Here is an 18,443-nt window from a genome sequence, read left to right on the forward strand (position 1 = left end):
GCGATGTTTGACACCGAGCGTTTCGTTGCCGACTGCCGCGCGGCGTTCGCGGCGGACCCGTCTCACAAGGCCATTCACGAGGTGGTTGCCCGCGCGATGTCCGAACCGGCCGCGGTATTCAAGGGACTCGGCGAGCCGAAGCGTCCCGAAAGCCGCGCGCTCTTCCATTCCGAGACGCTGACTATCCTCAACGTGGTATGGCCCCCCGGCTATATCGTGCCGCCTCACGATCATCACATGTGGGCCGTGATCGGCGTTTATGCGGGCCGTGAGGACAACGTCTTCTGGCGGCGCATTCGGGGCGAGCCGAACAGGATCGAGGCTGCCGGCGCCAGGGCCTTGTGCGCGCGCGATACCGTGCCGCTCGGTACCGACATCATCCATTCGGTGATCAACCCGATCGATCGGCTGAGCGGCGCAATCCACATCTACGGCGGCGATTTCTTTGCCACAGAACGGAGCAAATGGGATTCGTTGACGCTTAAGGAGGGCCGCTCCGACCGCGAAGAAGCGCGCCGCAACTTCGAACGGGCGAGTGCGCGTTACGAAGCAAGTCTGCGCGAGGCCGCCGGCTGACCGCGGCGGGCTTGAAGAAGTAGCCCCGCTCACAATGCGCTGCTCGACTTCCGCTTGTGATGCTGTGGACGGCTCCTCCACCGGCACGAGAGTGCCAAGGAGTGGGCGCCGTTTGAGGCTCCCACGATTCGGAGCAGCTAGCTATGCAGTCAATTTCGACGATTGGACTGGATATCGCGAAGTCGGTCTTTCAAGTGCACGGCGTTGATGCGGCCAGCCAACTGGTCCTGCGCCGGCAGGTTAGACCGGAAATAGCTGGTCGACTGTAAAAACGACGCGATTGACCCGAAGCGGACATTGGTCTCTCAAGCAATGGTAAGTCTAGCTTGGCTCCTTGCTGATATGCATCAGGAATTGACGGATTTCGCTTAGGTCCGAAATGGATGGCATCCCCGCTGCTGCGGCTTCCTCAGGACACCACGGGTAAGGCAAATGCGACAACCAGTTCATCACTTGTCGATGATGGCTCGACGATAGGATAAGCATCGTTTTGATTGTTATCGTCAGATTTTGGACCAACTCACTGCTCCCAAACTGCCAGTCGTAATAACCGCAGCCCACTCTGATCGACTTGGTCTCTCTGTCGGACATGCCGACCAACCAGCGACACCGGAAGTCAGCCTCATCGTCCGAGGGAGAGTTATCCAAGCAGAAGGTGTAGATATTCTCGTATGCTCGTACAAAATCTCTAACTAGGACTTGCGTAATTGCTGCAATGCCTTTTGACGCTGGTGGGAAGGAGATAGTTTCAGTTTCAACTTTCATTTTCAAACTGGCGTCCAGAGCGAAGGCACCGGGCATGAGATGCGGGCGATTTTCGTCCTTTGCTCGAATGTAGGTTTGGATAGCACTGGCATGAGCACCCATCTTTCCACCCATCTTTGAAAGTTACCGCCAAAGTGGCCGTCTCACGGACTATACTATGACGCATAGGCCGTAGGTTTATGATCATACTTACAATGCGACACCATGTCAGTTCATGGCCCATCACGACAATTTCGCAGGTTTCCCCCGTGTCTCCTTCTGAAGGAAGAGCCGACGTGATTTTCTGAGCTTGAGTATTACGGCTCGTGACCCACAACGGTCATGGGCCGGATATTGATGGGCGTGAGTTATCGGCCGGCGATGCGGACTTTGCCGATGACGTCGAAATCCGTACCATCGGGCTCAAGCACGAAAAAATCACCCATGGCAATTGATGGCTCAAGAACAATGTCGGAGATGTTGAGCTCGTGAGTAATCATCACCAAATTCGCCGAAGAGCGATGATTCCGAATGTCTAGCAAGACCCGCTCTCGATTCAGTTTGGCCTGACTGTCCGATAAGACGCCTGGAGGCATCAAATATTGAACAGGCGTCGCGTGACCGAAAGCAAGCTCGCCGGTGTCAATGCAACGGCAATAGGGGCTGGTTAGGACTTCTCCGACCGCAACGCCGTGAGCGCGGAAGGCTTCTCCGATCCGCTTAGCCTGCTCTACGCCGCGGGGCGAAAGGTTTACTTCCTCCTTACAGTTTTCCGGCGCAAGGTGTCCTATCCCTTCTCTCATATCGACATGAGTATGGCGGAGCAGGACAACCTTGCCGCCCTGCTTTAATGCCGCCCAAACCTGCTCCTCGTCGGCAAAGGCCCGTCCGGCTAACATCGCCAGCAAAAATGCCAAACAGAGGAGGAGCGTGGCTATACGGCCCTTCAAAGTTGTAAGCATGGGTCAGAGACGCTTGGATTCAACAAAGGGCCTAAACGATACCATGATTTGGTGATTGGCATTCGTTCAGTTCCGGGGCGCTATCGAGGTTGGGAATGTCGCCTGTTGGCCCATGGCGTCGTTCCGCTGCTATGCAGCAACACGTCGGCTATCGGGGCAAGCGGACTCTGGCGCGGCATCAGCCCGGCAGATTTATGGTTTCACGGCCTAACTCCACTTCGCCATCGTCACCCCTGCGCAACCGCGAAGCGGTTGTCGCCGGAGGCGGCGGCTTCTTCAGCGGCCCTCGAAGGGTGACGGCCCGGCTGCATCCCGGCCGTTCATCGTTCGAGGCTCCGCATGCGATGCGTTCGCATCGCATGCTTCGCGCCTTCAGCGACAATGGCTTCGCCGTTGCGCGGAGATGACGGAGCTACACAGTCACCCAGCGCGATGATGACATCGTGCTCCTCTTTTGCCCATTTGCACGGTGCCGTTACAGCGCCATCCAAAGGAATGTGCAGACAAATACTTGCGACCCTCGACGGCGCGGAGCGATATCGTCGATTTTATCTTGCGGTCAATTCCAGACCTTGGTCGACGTTCTCATTCCTGCCGTGGTAATGTCCGGTGTGGTGGATGGCGGACGAACGAGCGGACATGGCGACGCCAATGACCCGGAACGGACCTCGTCAAGCGAACCCACCCGTTGCAGACGACCTGCACAACGCGTACGGTCGCCGATGCCGATGCGAGGAACCCTAATGACTGATCGAGAAAAGATTCTAATTGCCCTTCGCGAAAAGCCCCTGAAGGCTTTCGAAATCATGAAGCGCGTGAACATAAAGAATCAGGACGACTGCCAATCGCTCCTGTTGAAGATGCGTGACGACGGCGTCGTGAAGTTCGATATTCACAAGGGACATTGGCTCGCTGCGTGACAACGTTCGCTTCGTCACCAGTGACTGGCAGAGATGCTTCCAAGTTCCGTTCAGCGGAGAGAATGACTAGCCGTCTTCGGGCGGTTTTTCTTTTGGCGGCATCAGTTGGGTACCTTCCGTTGGTCACTTTTCAGAAATGGCCTTCCCAGTGCCTATTCGACGAACTCCAGAAGGGCGTTCAGCGCGAGCCGCGCCGGCACGACCAGCCGGCCCGGACTCTGAACGAACTCGATTTTTCCAGCTTCCAGGGCCTGCGCCACCTTGGCCAGCGACACCGTGCGGAAGGTGAGCCCCGCCATATAGGCGCCGCGTCCTTCTGCATCCGGCACTGACGGGCCGAACTGATCCTTTAGCGCCGCCTCGGTGATGACTTCGAGGTGCGCATTGCCCGTCACCACCTTCTTGCCACCCTTGATGTTGCGCACCGTCTCTCGTCCGAACATATCGGCATAGAGCTTGGCGCCGGCGGTCGGATCGGGATCGACGATCATCGCGCGGACGACCGCGACGACACCATTGGCGTGGTGGCGCCATTCGTCTCGCCAAAGCAGGTCGCGCGTGAAGTGGTGGATGTAAAAGACGCGGCCATAAGGCACCGCGCCCGCCTTGATGCGCACTGCTCGGAAGCGGGCTTCGCGCGCCGCGCCGTCAACCATCACCGGACGCGTAAATTCGAGAGGCGGCTCAACGGGCACGCCCACCTTGGAAAGTGCGTCGTAGGTGATTGTGGAATCTTCGGAGCCGAAGGCGATTCCATTGAGTCCGAAGGGGTAGTTGAGGAGGTCCCGGCGAATGGTCGCGCCTTTGGGCACGGCGATCAATTCGAGAAAATCGGTGCCGAACATCGCCAGGTAGTTCATCGAGCCCAGCGAATGGTAGCCACGCTCGGTGAGGGTGAAGCCTAGCCGTCGATAGATGTCGGCAGCGTGATCCAGGTCGTCACGCGCGTTGATGACCACGTGGTCGAGCGTCGCCACTGGTAATGTCATGTGGTGCACTCCCAGTTAAAGGTGGATAGTTCCGGTTGGAACGTTGATTGGGCCGGCGCGAGGTGAGGAGGCTACCAGCGCCTCGGACAACCCCACGCAGCGAAAGATCGCAGGCCATCGCCATCGCAGATTAGTCGGTTGGAGCGTGTAATCGGCTAAAGCATCACAGGGGCACGACGAAGCAACAGTGCCCGTCTTTATCGGGCGTGGCGCTCTCGGGATGACGGTCATTCTTCGCAACCGAACCCGAACGGCTGTGCAGCCACCCAGTGCCATGATGACATCGTGCGCCTGTTTTGCCCGACGAGTCAAACCTCGTCGCAGCAGGCACTCAAACCGTTCCGCGCCAAATTCCCCAATGGTTTCTACTTTGCATGGGGTTGTTTTCGCGCTTTTAGCGGAGAGGGTGCCTAGTCGACCGCCTTCTCTCTTAGCCGCTGCGCATAGACGTTGATGATCAGCGCCGCGAGCAGGATCACGCCGCGGATCAGGATCTTCAGGAAACTGTCGATGTTGACGTGGTCGAGGCCGTTGTTGAGGACGCCGAGCACGAACAGGCCGACGATGGTGTTGCCGATGCCGCCGCGGCCGCCGAACAGGCTGGTGCCGCCGACCACGACGGCGGCGATGGAGTCGAGCAGATAGGTGTCGAACTCATTCTGCTGCGCGCTGCCGAAATGGGCGACACCGAGCATGCCGCCGATGCCGGAGCACACCGCCGAGATCACCATGACCGCGCCGAGGATGAGCTTGACGTTGAGGCCGGAATATTCGGCCGCCTCGCGGTTGCCACCGACCATGTAGACGTAGCGGCCGAAGCGCGTGTAGGTCAGCACCAGATGGCCGCCGAGCAGCATGATAGCCGCAACGATGACGATCCATGGAATGCCGCCGATCGAGCCCGAGCCGAGCGTCGTGATCACGCCGGGCACCTTGTAGGCGATCTGGCCGCGAACCAGCAAGGCCGAGATGCCGGCCGCGATCTGCATCATTGCCAAGGTCATGATGAAGGAGGGGATGCCGATCACCGTCAGCCCCAATGCATTGACGAGGCCGAGAGCCGCGCAGAGCAGGATGGCCAGCAGGATCGCCGCTGCGCCGGGAAGGGGGATGTTGGGAATGTTGACGTAGGATTCTTGCAGCGTGAAGTAGGCAACCGCAATGCCGGTGACGTTGGCGATGCTGGCGATCGAGAGGTCGATCTCCGCGCACAGGATCACGAAGGTGAGGCCGACCGCGATGATGCCCGTCACCGATACCTGCGTCAGGATATTGCCGAGATTGTCGAGCGTTGCGAAGGACGGGCTGGCAAGGGCGAAGAAGGCCGACAGGAAGATCAGCGTCAGGAACGGCGCGATGTTGCGCATCTGGGAGCGCAGGAAGGGGCGGAGGCCGCCGGCCCCGTGCTTGGCTGCTGGAGCCGTTTCACTGCTTGCCATTGGCTTCTCCGTCACGCCGCCTCCAGCAGTCGGTCCTTGCTGACCGGTTCGTTGGCAAATTCGCGCACCAGTGCGCCGCGCTTGAGCACGAGAATGCGGTCGGCCAGCGACAGCACTGTCTCCGGTTCGGTCGACAGCACGATGATCGCAAGCCCTTTGGTGCGGAGGTCGCGGACGATGTTGATGACGTCGTTCTTGGCGTCGACATCCATGCCGCGCGTGGGTTCACAGAGCACGAGCAGCTTCGGCGGGTGGGTCAGCCATTTTGCCAGCGCGACCTTCTGCTGGTTGCCGCCGGAAAGCATGCCGAGGTCGAGGCCGACCACGGGCGGCCTGATCTGCAACTGTTCGACCTGCCGCTGGGCGATGTCGCGTTCCTGCGCCGGCTTGAGCAGCAGCGCCGAGATGCGGTCCAGAATACTGATCGAGATGTTTTTGTAGACCGGTTCCTGGTGGAACAGCATCGCGCGCCGGCTCTCCGGCACCAGCGCGACGCCCGCGCGCCGCGCCGCCGCCGTGCTGGCGAAGGTTTTCGGTGTGCCGTCGACAGCGAGGATGCCGCTATCGGGTTTCAGCTTGCCAAACAGGATGCGGGACAGCTCCTGCTGGCCGCAGCCCATGAAGCCGTAGATGCCGAGCACCTCGCCGGCGCGGGCCTCGAAGGAGATGTCCTTCAGGCTCCGCGCCAGCGACAACTGATCGACCTTCAACACTACCGAGCTGTCGCTGGGCCGTGGCAGCATCAAATCGTCGCTATAGCTGTGCTCGAGCGCTTCGCCGCCGCGGCCGATCATGGCCTCGATCAGCGCGCCCTTGCTGGTTGCCGAAGCCGCCGTCTCCGCGACCTTCCGCCCATTGCGGAACACGGTGACCGTGTCGGACACAAGCAAAATGTCCTCGATGAAATGCGAGATGAAGACGATTGCAGTGCCTTGCTCGCGCAGGCGCCGCAGCGTTGCGAACAGGCGTTCGACCTCCGGTGGGGAGAGGGCGGAGGTCGGCTCGTCCAGGATGACGATGCGCGCGCCGGAGAACAGCACACGGGCGATCTCGATGAGCTGCTGGAGCCCGATCGGGAGGTCGCCGAGCCTCAACATCGGATCGACGTCGATGCCGAAGCGGGCGAGCTGCTCGCCGGCCTCGCGCGCCATCCGCCGCCACTGCACGAGGCCGAGCCGGTTGGTCGGCTGGTTGCCGAGGAACACGTTCTCCGCGACGGTGAGGTCGGGCGCGACGCTGAGTTCCTGATGCACCATCGCTATGCCGGCCGCGTGCGCATCGCGGGTCGAGCGAAAATGCGTCTCCTGGCCCTCGATCAGGAAGCGGCCGGAGAATTCGGTGTGCACGCCGGCGATGATCTTCATCAGCGTGCTTTTTCCCGCGCCGTTCTCGCCGACGAGACCATGGATCTCGCCAGGTGATAGCGCGAAGTCGACACCACGAAGCGCTTCGACACCGCCGAAGCTCTTCGTGATGCCCTGGAGTTCCAGGATGGGCTGTTGTCCCGCAGGCATGGAAGCTCAGATCAGGAAGTGATCCTGCATCCACTGCATGCCGGCGGCATTCGCCTTGGTCACGACCGGGCCGTCGGTGACGACGTTCTTGGGAATGCCCTGTCCGCTCTTCTCGCCGCCCGCGACCGCGGAAACACCTGCGATGATGGCGCCGCCATGGATGCGGCAGGACGGATTGCGCACGGTCGCAAACATCCGGCCCTCGCTCACCGCCTGGATCGCCGGCGGCATGGCGTCGACGCCGCCGATCAGGATGTTGGTGCGGTTGTGCGCCTTCATGATGTTGGCGGCGGCCAGCGCCATGTCGTCATTGTGGAAGAACGCCGCGTCGATCTGCGGGTACTTGGTGAGATAGGTTTCCCAGAGCCGCGCGGTCTTGGAGACGTCCCAATCGGCGGGCTGGGTGTCGAGCACCTCGATGCCGGGGAATTGCTTGACGACGTTGTTGAAGCCTTTTGCGCGACCTTGAGCACCCGTGTGACCGAGCGCGCCTTGGGTCATGATGATCTTGCCCTTGCCGCCCATGGCGTTGCACAGCGCCTGCGTCACCGAGCCACCCATGAACTCGTTGTCAGGGGCGAGGAAGGAGTGGACATTGATCTGATCGAGCGGCGCAATCAGCGTGTCCATGTCGATCACCGGCGTGCCGGCGTCGATCATCTTCTGCACCGGCTGGGTGAGGGTGCCGATGCCGAAAGCCTGGATCGCGACGAAATCCCATTTCTGCGAGGCCATGTTGTCGATCGCGGCGCGCTGCTTCACCGCGTCGAGTTGGCCGTCGAACCAGGTCACTTCCACGTTGAACAGCTTGCCCCAGAATTCCGCGGCCTGCTTGCCCTGCGCGCACCAGGTGGCCTGTAGGCCTGCGTTGGAGAAGGCCGCCTTCAGCGGCTTCTCGGATCGTCCGACTTCGGCTGCAAGTGCTGGGTTTATGCCCATGCTGCCGAGGATGGCAGTCGCGGCGCCGGCGGTTGCTGCCGCCTGAAGAAGATCGCGCCTCGTCGTCGAGAAATCTTTCGTCCCGGACATCGCTCGCTCCCATGTATTTTATCGTCGGCGCGTCATTGATTGCGCGACCGATGCGAAAGTGTCTCACAATCGATGGGTTCACGCCACCCAATCTGCAATCGCGCGAAAAATCGTCGCGGGCCGCGTTGGTGCAGCGCAAAGCGTTACGCTGCGATGCCAGCGAAGGCATCGATGTCGGCGAGCAGCTGCTCCCATGCGCGCGCAATGTCCGGCGACCATTGATCGCCGAGGAGATCGCACAGCGTATCCCGGATGATGGCGAAGAAGGCGATGAAGAGGTCGCGCGGCGTGCCATAGGCGTCGTGCGAGGAGACTTCGCAGGCGATCAGCCGGAAATGTCCGCTGCGCTCGCCTGCAAAATCGAGGATCGCCTCGATCGTCAGCGCGAGCATCGATCCCTTCACGAGCTCGCTGCCCTGCGAGCGGAACATCGTCTGCGTTTCGGGATGCTGTTCGAACAGGCGTTGATAGACGAGCGGCGTGAGATCCGCGCAGCGCGCCGCGGCGAGGTCGAAGCTCTGTTCGATTGGATTGGGAGAAGGATTCATCTGCGCATCAGCCACGCAGACAAAAAAAGAGCGGGGCCCTAGCCCCGCTCAAAAATTGTGTCGACCCTATTATCCCCGATTCTAAGATTTGCTCTTGATTGGCGGGGCGACGCTGCGTTTTGCGCGCCAGGGGCTCCTCCCGAGACTTGGACCACCAGACTTCGACCTCACGGCCAGCCTGAGCAAGAGGGATGCTAGATCAACTTTTCTCACTTGTCATCATTTTCGGCAACGATTGTTCAAAATTCGAGCAATTAACGAAATGATCGGGCTGCTAGTCCCGTAAGTATATGACAAGTATAAGATATCTGTGGACGCGCGGATCGCGCCGCTGCCTCAAATGCCAGATTCCGACGTCCGGGCAGGCCGATCGAACACAGTTTTCGAGAAATTTGCGCCAACCCAACAAGCCCGTCGAACTAACCTCGACTCGGCGCGGGGGCGGTGTTTAGTTAGCAGGCGAACGAATGGTTCGGCGGATGCGCGCACGGCTGCAAAAATTCCTACCCGTTGTCCTGCTCGCGCTGGCGATGCAGGTGCTGGCGCCGATTGCCGCCTGCTGGGCGGCCGGCCAGGCCGTTGCCGATCCGCTTTCGGCCGCCGTCATCTGCCATAGCGTCAGCGAGCAGGGCGGGGCGAACGACCAGGGGACGCCGACAGCACATGCCGGCGCGTGCGCGCTGTGTTGCCTGACGCAGGCCAATGCGTCGTTCGATTCGCCGCCGCATGCGGCGCTCTCCATTCAGTTCCGCCACGCCGAACGTGTGGTGTGGCACGACGCGGATGCCTCCGTTGTCGTGACCCATAAGGGCTCAAGCGCCCAGGCCCGTGGACCTCCCCAGTCTTCCTGACGATCCTCGATGCCGCCGCGGTCTGTCCGCCGGCGGTTGATGTTGTCATTGGCCGGCGATGGTTGCCGGTGTCAGGAATGCCCCATGTTACCTTGTCATGCCCGCCGCGGCGTGAGTGTCGTTGCCGTTCAGGCCGCGCTGCTCGCCTCGTCGAGCGCAGTTTTCGCTCAGAGTAGCCAAAGAGAGCTGCCGGCGGTGACCGTCGACGCACCCGCGACGGTGAAACCCAAGCCGCGCAAGCCGGCGGTTCAAACCGCTGGTGCCAGGAGATCGTCAGCAAAGCCGGTGGCCGAGCGGGCGACCTCGGTGGCCGCGACCAATGACCAGGGCGCTGGCAGCGCCCGAGCGTCGCTGGATCAGCCGGCGGCCGTGGCGCGCTATCAGTTGCCGCAGCGTTCCTTCAGCATCACGGCGAAAGAGGCTGACGAGACCATCAATCTCAAGGACCCCGAAGATGCCGTCAAATACCTGCCGAGCCTGTTCGTGCGGAAGCGCAATGACGGCGACAATCAGGCGGTGCTCGCGACGCGAAGCTGGGGCCTGAGTTCCAGCGCGCGCACGCTGATCTATTACGATGACCTACTGATCTCGGCGCTGATCGGCAACAACAACTCCGGCGCCTCGCCAAAATGGAACCTGATCTCTCCCGAGGCGATCGGGCGGATCGATTTTCTCAACGGCCCGTTCGCGGCGGCCTATCCCGGAAACTCGATCGGCGGCGTCCTCTTGATCACGTCCAAGATGCCGGACAAGCCGTTTGCGGTTGCCAAGGAAACCGTCTCGGTGATGCCGTGGAATCAATACGGCACCAGGGACACCTACGTGACCAGCCAGACCAGCGCCGCTGCGGGCAATCGCGACGGCAAGCTGTCCTGGCTCGTCAGCGCAAATCATCTCGATAGCTACCAGCAGCCACTGACCTACACGACCTTTGGCACTGTTTTTGGTGTCGGGCCCGCAAATACCACCGGAGCCATTGGCGCATGGAACAGGACGGGCGGCGTCGCGAATGTCATTGGTACCGGCGCGCTGGCGCATTCACAGCAGACGTCCGGGAATCTAAGAGTTGCCTATGATATCTCCCCGCTGGTGCAGGCGACCTACTCACTGGGCATCTGGAATAATCACCAGACCTCCGATCCACAGACCTATTTGACGTCGACGCTGAACGGTCAGCCAACTTTTGGCGGCCAAGGCGCGTTTGCAAGCAACAAGTACACTTGGGATCAGACGCATTTGAGCAACGCTGTATCGCTCAAGAGCGACACCAAAGGCGTTTTCGATTTCGATCTTTCAGCGTCGAGCTACAATTACTTGCAAGATATTCTCCTCAATCCGTTCACGGTGACGCCGGCCGGTTCCGGCTATTCGCTGAACGGCAAGATTACCCGCAACGACGGCACAAACTGGCAGAACGCCGATGCCAAAGGCATCTGGAGGCCGTTCGGCATCGATGGCCCCCACGAGATCAGCTTCGGTATCCACGGCGACCGGTATCGGCTGGAAAACCCGGTCTATTTGTCCTCGGTCTGGTATGCGACGTCCTCAACCGGCACCGGTCAGCTTTTCACCACTGGCGTCGGCGAAACCCGTACTGGTGCACTTTGGCTGCAGGACGCCTGGAAGATCGTTCCCAATCTGAAGCTGACGCTGGGCGGGCGGCTCGAGACCTGGCGCTCACTGGATGGTTTCAATATCAACTCCAATCCGACGGCCACCAGCGGTATCCCGGCGGCGCCGATTCCGGTCTTCGTTCCAGTCCCAAAGAACCAGCCAGGACTCAACTCGACCAACTTCTCGCCGAAAGCCTCGCTCTCTTATGATCTCAGCAAAGAGTGGAACGTCACCGCGAACTTTGGTGAGTCGTATCGCTATCCTACCGTCACCGAACTATATCAGAACATAACGGTTGCCGGTGTCGCGACGTTCGCCAATCCCAACTTGAAGCCCGAACAGGACTTTACCGGTGAATTGAACGTTGAGCGGAAATGGAATGACGGCCGCGTCAGGCTGACGCTGTTCAAGGAGAGGACCAACAACGCAATCATCTCGCAAACCACGAACGTGACGAATTCGACGGGCGGTCAAACTCCCACAACGACCATCGGCAACGTCGACGCAATCCGGATGCAGGGCGTCGAGCTGTCGGCCGACAAGGATAACGTGCTGATCAGGGGGCTGCAGGTGTTCGGCAGCGTAACCTATGTCGACTCTCGGATTCTAAGCGATCCGACTTTTGTCAGCACGATCGGTGGCACAACGGCGACGGGCAAGCGCGTGCCCAATGTTCCAGAATGGCGGTCCACGTTCGGGGTTACCTATCGGCCGAACGACAACTGGGCCTATACGGTCGCGGGTCGCTACACCGGAAAGCAGTACGCGACCCTCGATAACACCGACACCTTTGCACACGTCTATCAGGCCTTCGATCCGTTTTTGGTGTTCGACATGAAGATTCACTACAAGGCGACGCAGAATTTCTCGTTCGATTTCGGAATCGACAACATCTTCAACGCACAATACTTCCTGTTCCATCCGTTCCCGGGACGAACCTTCGTTCTCGCCGGCAAGTACACGTTCTGACGGGTGGGCAATCTCAAAGGCGACAAGAAAGGCAATCGATATGAACACACTCTCACGCATCCTCGCGCTCGCGGCGCTATCGGCCGTGGTCGTCGCCGCCCCCGTTCGCGCTGACGACGTCAAGGTCGGCGATCTCGTCATCTCGCAGGCCTGGAGCCGGGCGACGCCGGGTGGCGCGAAGGTCGCCGGCGGCTATCTCACCATTGAGAACAAGGGCTCGGCGCCCGACAAGCTCGTCGCCGTGTCGGCCGAGATCGCCGGCAAGACCGAGATCCACGAGATGGCAATGGACAATGGTGTGATGAAGATGCGCCCGCTGGACAAGGGCCTCGTCATCGAGCCCGGCAAAACCGTGAAGCTCGCCCCCGGCGGCTACCATCTGATGCTTCAGGATCTGAAAGGCGCGTTCAAGGAGGGTGAGAAGGTGCCGGTCACGCTCGAGTTTGAGAAGGCGGGCAAGGTTGCCGTGTCGCTCGACGTCCAGGGTGTCGGCGCACAGGCGCCCGGCGGCGGCGGAAGCATGATGATGAAGAAAATGCCCGATCATTCGGGAATGAAAATGTGACGCGTGTGATCTAGCTCCCGGGAGACCGAACATGTCGAAGACACCCTGGCTGATCCTGATGGCTGCGCTTGCCGCATCGCCTGCGGCGGCGCACGTTTATCTGGAAGGCAAGCAGGCTACAGTTGGTGGGTCCTACAAGGCCGTCTTTGCCGTGCCGCACGGCTGTTCGGGCTCACCGACGGTCAAGATCCGCGTGCAGATCCCCGAAGGCGTCATCGCGGTGAAGCCGATGCCGAAGGCCGGCTGGACCGTCGATGTGGTCGAGGGCCAATATGCCAGCGCGTACGATTATCACGGCAACAAGCTGTCCTCGGGCGTGAAGGAAGTGGTCTGGTCCGGCGGCAACCTGCCGGATCACAATTACGATGAGTTCGTCGTCAGCAGCTTCCTCACTGACGGCCTAAAGCCCAACACCACGCTGTATTTCCCGGTCGTGCAGGAATGCGAGAAGGGCGTCAGCCGCTGGATCGAAATCCCGGCGGACGGGGCAGAGCATTCGCATGAGGACAAGTCGCCGGCGCCGGGCGTGAAGCTCTTGCCAAAGCCCTAATGCGTCTTCTCGCTGCGCTCGCAACGCTGCTCGTACTCGCCGGCCATTCGACCGGCGCGTCGGCGCATGCGGCGCTGATCTCGGTCGAGCCGGCGAGCGGGAGCCTCTTGCAGAGCGCGCCGAAGGCGGTTGAGTTGCGCTTCAACGAGGCGGTGACGCCGGGCGCGATCCAGTTGATCGACGGTGCGGGCAGGGAGCGCGACGATGCGCGCGTCACGGTATCAGGCGAGAGCATCTCGGTCGCGATGCCGCCGGATCTGCCGCAGGGCACCGCGGTCGTGAGCTATCGCGTGATCTCGCAGGATGGCCATCCCGTTTCGGGATCGGTGATCTTTTCGATCGGCGCGCCGACGGCGACGAAGCCGCCGGCCAATGCGGACGGCGGGTTGAACACGCTGATCTGGCTGGCGCGCGTCGGTCTCTATCTCGGGCTTTTTGTCGGTGTCGGCGGCGTGTTCTTTGCGCGCTGGATTGCGTGGTCGATGACGGGCATGGCGGTGCCGCGCGCAGCGCTCGTGATCGGTCTTCCGAGCGCCGTGATCTCCGTCGGCGTGTTGGGGCTCGATCTCCTCGGTCTGCCGCTGGCAGCGCTTGTGACGGCGGCCCCCTGGACAATCGCATTCGCAACCAGCGCCGGCCCTGCTCTGCTGGTCGCCATTGCCGCGATGCTGCTCGCGCTGATGGCGCTCAGCGGCGCGTGGTACGCGCGCGCGCTTGCGGCCATCGCCTTCGCCGGCGTCGGCATGGCGCTCGCCATGACCGGGCACGCCGCAACGGCACCGCCCGAGGTGCTGACGCGGCCGGCGATCTTCATCCATGGCCTCGGTGTCGCCTTCTGGATCGGCGCCCTGGCGCCGCTGACAGCGCTGGTGTCGAAGCCGACGGTGGCAACGCTGCCTCTCCTGAACAGATTCTCGCGCATCGCTATGCCGGTCGTCGCGGCGCTGGCGCTGACCGGCCTCACGCTTGCGATCATCCAGCTCGAGAAGCTGTCGATGCTGGTCGAGACCAGCTACGGCCTCATCCTGTCGATCAAGCTTGTGCTGGTCCTGGTGCTGCTGGCGCTCGCCGCACTCAACCGCTTCCGGCTAACACCGGCTCTGGCGAGCGATCTGAAGGCCGCGTCCGCACTCAAACGTTCGATCCTGTTGGAATGCGGAGCGGTCCTCGGCATCTTCGCCATCGTCGCCGGTTGGCGCTTCACGCCGCCGCCACGGACGATCATTCCCGAAACGCCACTGGCGATTCACATCCACACCGACAAGGCGATGTTCCAGGTGCTGGTGTCGCCAGGCAAAGCCGGTGTCGACGATTTCGTGCTCCAGCTCATGACCGGAGAGGCGACGCCGCTGGTGGCCAAGGAGGCAACCTTGATCCTGAGCCTGCCGGAGCGCGGCATCGAGCCGATCGAACGCGATGCCGAGCTCGGGCCGGACGGCTATTGGCATGTGCGCAAGGTCGAGTTGCCTTTCGCCGGCCGCTGGCATGTGCGGATCGATGCGCTGGTGACTGATTTCGAGAAGATCACGCTCGAGGACGAGCTGGAAGTCGCGCCACCCTAGATCCGGCGCGGTTCAAGTCGAACCTGAAGTCGACGGAAAAATGACAGGAATTCCGCCGTGTTAGCGGCTTTTCCTCATTCCCGGTCTTGTGTTTTCGCTCCCAATCCGGTTTCACTGCAAGCCGTCGCTGATTCTTCGAGTGTTGCCATGCGGTTGTCGCGGTTCTTTCTGCCCATTCTGAAGGAAAATCCGAAAGAGGCTGAGATCGTCTCGCATCGGCTGATGCTGCGCGCCGGCATGATCCGTCAGGAGGCAGCCGGCATCTATGCCTGGCTGCCGCTCGGCTTTCGCGTTCTGAAGAAGATCGAGCAGATCGTGCGCGAGGAGCAGGACCGTTCGGGTGCGCTGGAACTGTTGATGCCGACGCTCCAGCTCGCCGACCTCTGGCGCGAGAGCGGTCGCTATGACGCCTATGGTCCGGAGATGCTGCGCATCGCCGACCGCCACAAGCGCGAGCTTCTGTACGGGCCGACCAACGAGGAAATGATCACCGAGATCTTCCGCGCCTACGTCAAGTCCTACAAGAACCTGCCGCTCAATCTCTATCATATCCAATGGAAATTCCGCGACGAGCAGCGGCCGCGCTTCGGCGTGATGCGCGGCCGCGAGTTTTTGATGAAGGACGCCTATTCCTTCGACCTCAACGAGGCTGCTGCGAGGCTCGCCTACAACAAGATGTTCGTCGCATATTTGCGCACCTTTGCGCGAATGGGGCTGAAAGCGATCCCGATGCGCGCCGAGACCGGCCCGATCGGCGGCGATCTCAGTCACGAGTTCATCGTGCTCGCGGAGACCGGTGAATCCGGCGTGTTCATCAATCGCGACGTGCTGGACCTGCCGGTGCCGGGCGAAGACGTCGACTACAACGGCGATCTGACCCCGATCATCAAGCAGTGGACCTCGGTCTACGCCGCCACCGAAGACGTCCACGACGCCGCGCGCTTCGAACAGGAAGTGCCGGAGGAGAAGCGGCTCAATACCCGCGGCATCGAGGTTGGCCAGATCTTCTACTTTGGTACCAAATATTCCGAGCCGATGAAGGCGATGGTGGCGGGCCCCGACGGCGTCGACGTGCCGATCCATGGCGGCTCCTACGGTGTCGGCGTCTCGCGCCTGCTCGGCGCCATTATCGAAGCCTGCCATGACGATGCTGGCATCAAATGGCCGGAGGCCGTGGCCCCGTTCCGCGCCGTGGTGCTGAACCTCAAGCAGGGCGACGCGGCCGTCGATGCGGCCTGCGAGAAGCTCTACGCCGAGCTCGCCGCCAAGGGCGTCGACGTGCTCTACGACGACACCGACCAGCGCGCCGGCGCCAAATTTGCAGCGGCCGACCTGATCGGCATTCCCTGGCAGATCATGATCGGGCCGAAGGGGCTCGCCGACGGCAAGGTCGAAATCAAGCGGCGCAGCGACGGCTCGCGCGAAACCATGTCGCCGGCGGACGCAGTTGCTCGCCTGGTCGGCTGAATAGTGTTCATCGCGCGATAATGGGCCGGCAATCCGGCCACAATTGACCCCGAATCATGGGATTATCAAGCGATGGATGAAACCATGACCGAAACCGTTAAAACCGCGCCTTTCGCCCCCTTCGAGTGGATGCTGTCGGCGCGCTATTTGCGGGCGCGCCGCAAGGAGGGATTCATCTCGGTCATCGCCGGGTTCTCCTTCCTCGGCATCATGCTCGGCGTAGCAACCCTGATCATCGTCATGGCTGTCATGAACGGCTTCCGCAAGGAGCTGCTCGACAAGATATTGGGCCTTAACGGCCATATCCTGGTCCAGCCGCTGGAATCGCCGCTGACCGACTGGAAGGACGTCGCCGAGCGCATCAGCCAGGTCCAGGGCATCCGGTTAGCTGCCCCCGTGGTCGACGGCCAGGCGCTGGCGTCCTCGCCCTGGAACGCCTCGGGCGTGCTGGTGCGCGGCATCGGCTCCGACGACCTCAACAACCTCACCTCGATCGCCAAGAACATCAAGCAGGGCTCGCTGGAGGGCTTTGACGACGGGCAGGGGGTCGCGATCGGCCGGCGGCTGGCCGACCAGCTGTCGCTGCATGCCGGCGACAGCGTGACGCTGGTGGCACCGAAGGGCGCGGTGACCCCAATGGGCACCACGCCGCGCATAAAACCGTACAAGATCGTCGCCGTGTTCGAGATCGGCATGTCCGAATACGATCTCGGCTTCGTGTTCATGCCGCTGGCCGAAGCGCAGGCCTATTTCAACCGCAGCAGTGACGTTACCTCGATCGAGGTGTTCACCACCAATCCCGATCGCATCGATGCGTTCAGGAAGTCGGTGACGGAGGCGGCCGGGCGCCCGGTGTTCCTGGTCGACTGGCGGCAGCGCAATTCGACCTTCTTCAACGCGCTTCAGGTCGAGCGCAACGTGATGTTCCTGATCCTGACCATGATCGTGCTGGTCGCGGCGCTCAACATCGTGTCCGGCCTGATCATGCTGGTGAAGGACAAGGGCAGCGACATCGCCATCCTGCGCACGATGGGCGCCTCGCAGGGCTCGATCATGCGGATCTTCCTGATCACGGGCGCCTCGATCGGTGTGGTCGGCACGCTGGTTGGCTTCATCGTCGGGCTCTTAATCTGCCTCAACATCGAATCGATCCGGCAATTTTTGTCCTGGCTCACCAGCACCGAATTGTTTTCGCCGGAACTCTACTTCCTCTCAAAACTGCCGGCCGAGATCGATGTCGGCGAGACCACGGCCGTCGTCATCATGGCGCTGACGTTGTCGTTCCTGGCGACGCTCTATCCGTCGTGGCGCGCCGCGCGTCTCGATCCCGTCGAAGCGCTGCGGTACGAGTGAGGGGCTGATGGAGCGGCACGGGGCGGAAGACGTACCGGTCATTTATCTCCACGAGATAAAGCGGCAGTACTTGCAGGGCGAGGCGGCGCTGACGATCCTCGACAACGCCAAGCTCGCGCTGTGGGCTGGCCAGTCCGTGGCGCTGGTGGCGCCGTCGGGCTCAGGCAAGTCGACGCTGCTGCACATCGCGGGGCTGCTCGAAGCGCCCGATTCCGGTGAGGTCTATGTCAACGGCGCGCCGACCTCGCAACTGCCCGACATCGAGCGCACCCAGCTCCGCCGCACCGATATCGGATTCGTCTACCAGTCGCACCGGCTGCTGCCGGAGTTCTCGGCGCTGGAGAACGTGATGATGCCGCAGATGATCCGCGGCCTCAAGAAATCCGAGAGCGTCAAGCGCGCCAAGGAGATCCTCGGCTATCTCGGGCTCGGCGACCGCATCACCCATCGCCCCTCCGAGCTGTCGGGCGGCGAGCAGCAGCGCGTCGCGATCGCGCGCGCGGTGGCGAATGCGCCGCGGGTGCTGTTTGCGGACGAGCCGACCGGCAATCTCGATCCGCACACCGCCGACCACGTGTTCCAGGCCCTGATGCAGCTGGTCAAGGCGACGCAAGTGTCGATGCTGATCGCGACCCACAACATGGAACTCGCCGGCCGCATGGACCGGCGAGTCTCGCTGGCCAACGGCCAGGTGATCGAGCTCGAATAAAAGCGCGAAAACAACCCCATGCACAGTAGCCGGCCGCGGCCGGTTGCGAGCGGGGTGATGCGGGCCAGCCATTTGATATCGC

General features: G+C 61.6%; 17 protein-coding genes and 1 pseudogene. 11 read left to right on the forward strand and 7 right to left on the reverse strand.

Annotated elements, in window-relative coordinates; genetic code table 11:
• The first annotated feature begins 3 nt into the window (after window positions 1-3).
• Window positions 4-576: a hypothetical protein gene (locus tag ACPPVR_RS20240; RefSeq protein ID WP_426615894.1), complete on the forward strand. Its 573-nt coding sequence runs from the start codon at window positions 4-6 to the stop codon at window positions 574-576.
• Between the two features lie 143 nt (window positions 577-719).
• Window positions 720-821: pseudogene (locus ACPPVR_RS20245) on the forward strand (IS110 family transposase); the annotation flags it as partial.
• Between the two features lie 76 nt (window positions 822-897).
• Here ACPPVR_RS20245 and ACPPVR_RS20250 read toward each other — a convergent pair.
• Together ACPPVR_RS20250 and ACPPVR_RS20255 are read right to left on the reverse strand one after the other, a co-directional pair.
• Window positions 898-1,443, reverse strand: a complete 546-nt coding sequence (locus ACPPVR_RS20250; RefSeq protein ID WP_426615895.1) for a hypothetical protein — start codon at window positions 1,441-1,443, stop codon at window positions 898-900.
• 245 nt (window positions 1,444-1,688) lie between these two features.
• Window positions 1,689-2,282, reverse strand: a complete 594-nt coding sequence (locus ACPPVR_RS20255) for a histidine phosphatase family protein (RefSeq protein WP_426615896.1) — start codon at window positions 2,280-2,282, stop codon at window positions 1,689-1,691.
• 743 nt (window positions 2,283-3,025) lie between these two features.
• Here ACPPVR_RS20255 and ACPPVR_RS20260 point away from each other — a divergent pair.
• Window positions 3,026-3,202, forward strand: coding sequence for a hypothetical protein (locus ACPPVR_RS20260; RefSeq protein WP_409191726.1), 177 nt, complete (start codon window positions 3,026-3,028; stop codon window positions 3,200-3,202).
• Between the two features lie 152 nt (window positions 3,203-3,354).
• Here the strand turns inward: ACPPVR_RS20260 and ACPPVR_RS20265 are convergent, their stop codons facing one another.
• From ACPPVR_RS20265 to ACPPVR_RS20285, 5 genes are all read right to left on the reverse strand, one after another.
• Window positions 3,355-4,179, reverse strand: coding sequence for a VOC family protein (locus ACPPVR_RS20265; RefSeq protein ID WP_426615897.1), 825 nt, complete (start codon window positions 4,177-4,179; stop codon window positions 3,355-3,357).
• A 422-nt stretch (window positions 4,180-4,601) separates the two neighbouring features.
• A complete protein-coding gene (locus tag ACPPVR_RS20270; RefSeq protein ID WP_426615898.1) occupies window positions 4,602-5,630 on the reverse strand; it encodes an ABC transporter permease in 1,029 nt (342 codons plus the stop codon).
• 11 nt (window positions 5,631-5,641) lie between these two features.
• On the reverse strand, window positions 5,642-7,144 hold the full coding sequence (locus ACPPVR_RS20275) for a sugar ABC transporter ATP-binding protein (RefSeq protein ID WP_426615899.1): 1,503 nt from the start codon (window positions 7,142-7,144) through the stop codon (window positions 5,642-5,644).
• A gap of 6 nt (window positions 7,145-7,150) precedes the next feature.
• Window positions 7,151-8,173, reverse strand: a complete 1,023-nt coding sequence (locus ACPPVR_RS20280; RefSeq protein ID WP_426615900.1) for a sugar ABC transporter substrate-binding protein — start codon at window positions 8,171-8,173, stop codon at window positions 7,151-7,153.
• A gap of 143 nt (window positions 8,174-8,316) precedes the next feature.
• Window positions 8,317-8,721, reverse strand: a complete 405-nt coding sequence (locus ACPPVR_RS20285; RefSeq protein ID WP_426615901.1) for a globin — start codon at window positions 8,719-8,721, stop codon at window positions 8,317-8,319.
• A 479-nt stretch (window positions 8,722-9,200) separates the two neighbouring features.
• On the opposite strand from ACPPVR_RS20285, the gene ACPPVR_RS20290 reads away from it, so the two are divergent.
• From ACPPVR_RS20290 to ACPPVR_RS20325, 8 genes are all read left to right on the forward strand, one after another.
• Window positions 9,201-9,572 (forward strand): DUF2946 family protein, encoded by a 372-nt coding sequence (locus tag ACPPVR_RS20290; RefSeq protein WP_426615902.1) that lies wholly within the window; start codon window positions 9,201-9,203, stop codon window positions 9,570-9,572.
• Window positions 9,573-9,656: 84 nt separating this feature from the next.
• Window positions 9,657-12,155 (forward strand): TonB-dependent receptor, encoded by a 2,499-nt coding sequence (locus tag ACPPVR_RS20295; protein ID WP_426615903.1) that lies wholly within the window; start codon window positions 9,657-9,659, stop codon window positions 12,153-12,155.
• Between the two features lie 40 nt (window positions 12,156-12,195).
• Window positions 12,196-12,720 (forward strand): copper chaperone PCu(A)C, encoded by a 525-nt coding sequence (locus tag ACPPVR_RS20300; RefSeq protein WP_426615904.1) that lies wholly within the window; start codon window positions 12,196-12,198, stop codon window positions 12,718-12,720.
• A 31-nt stretch (window positions 12,721-12,751) separates the two neighbouring features.
• A complete protein-coding gene (locus tag ACPPVR_RS20305) occupies window positions 12,752-13,270 on the forward strand; it encodes a YcnI family protein (protein ID WP_426615905.1) in 519 nt (172 codons plus the stop codon).
• Entirely contained in the window at window positions 13,270-14,832 is a 1,563-nt protein-coding gene (locus ACPPVR_RS20310) for a copper resistance CopC/CopD family protein (RefSeq protein WP_426615906.1), read from the forward strand. The genes ACPPVR_RS20305 and ACPPVR_RS20310 overlap by 1 nt, the downstream gene beginning before the upstream one ends.
• A gap of 147 nt (window positions 14,833-14,979) precedes the next feature.
• On the forward strand, window positions 14,980-16,299 hold the full coding sequence (gene proS, locus ACPPVR_RS20315; protein ID WP_426615907.1) for a proline--tRNA ligase: 1,320 nt from the start codon (window positions 14,980-14,982) through the stop codon (window positions 16,297-16,299).
• 72 nt (window positions 16,300-16,371) lie between these two features.
• Window positions 16,372-17,652 (forward strand): lipoprotein-releasing ABC transporter permease subunit, encoded by a 1,281-nt coding sequence (locus ACPPVR_RS20320; RefSeq protein ID WP_426615908.1) that lies wholly within the window; start codon window positions 16,372-16,374, stop codon window positions 17,650-17,652.
• A 7-nt stretch (window positions 17,653-17,659) separates the two neighbouring features.
• Window positions 17,660-18,361 (forward strand): ABC transporter ATP-binding protein, encoded by a 702-nt coding sequence (locus ACPPVR_RS20325; RefSeq protein ID WP_426615909.1) that lies wholly within the window; start codon window positions 17,660-17,662, stop codon window positions 18,359-18,361.
• The last annotated feature ends 82 nt before the right edge of the window (window positions 18,362-18,443 follow it).

The sequence above is a fragment of the Bradyrhizobium sp. McL0616 genome, from assembly GCF_049993385.1.
Lineage (GTDB): Bacteria > Pseudomonadota > Alphaproteobacteria > Rhizobiales > Xanthobacteraceae > Bradyrhizobium.

What these genes read in the sequence shown, in the direction of transcription:
- ACPPVR_RS20325 (WP_426615909.1), top strand. Translation starts at nt 17,660, where the DNA reads ATGGAGCGGCACGGGGCGGAAGACGTACCGGTCATTTATCTCCACGAG.
- ACPPVR_RS20270 (WP_426615898.1), bottom strand. Translation starts at nt 5,630, where the DNA reads ATGGCAAGCAGTGAAACGGCTCCAGCAGCCAAGCACGGGGCCGGCGGC.
- ACPPVR_RS20280 (WP_426615900.1), bottom strand. Translation starts at nt 8,173, where the DNA reads ATGTCCGGGACGAAAGATTTCTCGACGACGAGGCGCGATCTTCTTCAG.
- ACPPVR_RS20305 (WP_426615905.1), top strand. Translation starts at nt 12,752, where the DNA reads ATGTCGAAGACACCCTGGCTGATCCTGATGGCTGCGCTTGCCGCATCG.
- ACPPVR_RS20240 (WP_426615894.1), top strand. Translation starts at nt 4, where the DNA reads ATGTTTGACACCGAGCGTTTCGTTGCCGACTGCCGCGCGGCGTTCGCG.
- ACPPVR_RS20290 (WP_426615902.1), top strand. Translation starts at nt 9,201, where the DNA reads ATGCGCGCACGGCTGCAAAAATTCCTACCCGTTGTCCTGCTCGCGCTG.
- ACPPVR_RS20300 (WP_426615904.1), top strand. Translation starts at nt 12,196, where the DNA reads ATGAACACACTCTCACGCATCCTCGCGCTCGCGGCGCTATCGGCCGTG.
- ACPPVR_RS20310 (WP_426615906.1), top strand. Translation starts at nt 13,270, where the DNA reads ATGCGTCTTCTCGCTGCGCTCGCAACGCTGCTCGTACTCGCCGGCCAT.
- ACPPVR_RS20285 (WP_426615901.1), bottom strand. Translation starts at nt 8,721, where the DNA reads ATGAATCCTTCTCCCAATCCAATCGAACAGAGCTTCGACCTCGCCGCG.
- ACPPVR_RS20255 (WP_426615896.1), bottom strand. Translation starts at nt 2,282, where the DNA reads ATGCTTACAACTTTGAAGGGCCGTATAGCCACGCTCCTCCTCTGTTTG.
- ACPPVR_RS20320 (WP_426615908.1), top strand. Translation starts at nt 16,372, where the DNA reads ATGGATGAAACCATGACCGAAACCGTTAAAACCGCGCCTTTCGCCCCC.
- ACPPVR_RS20275 (WP_426615899.1), bottom strand. Translation starts at nt 7,144, where the DNA reads ATGCCTGCGGGACAACAGCCCATCCTGGAACTCCAGGGCATCACGAAG.
- ACPPVR_RS20295 (WP_426615903.1), top strand. Translation starts at nt 9,657, where the DNA reads ATGTTACCTTGTCATGCCCGCCGCGGCGTGAGTGTCGTTGCCGTTCAG.
- proS (WP_426615907.1), top strand. Translation starts at nt 14,980, where the DNA reads ATGCGGTTGTCGCGGTTCTTTCTGCCCATTCTGAAGGAAAATCCGAAA.
- ACPPVR_RS20250 (WP_426615895.1), bottom strand. Translation starts at nt 1,443, where the DNA reads ATGGGTGCTCATGCCAGTGCTATCCAAACCTACATTCGAGCAAAGGAC.
- ACPPVR_RS20260 (WP_409191726.1), top strand. Translation starts at nt 3,026, where the DNA reads ATGACTGATCGAGAAAAGATTCTAATTGCCCTTCGCGAAAAGCCCCTG.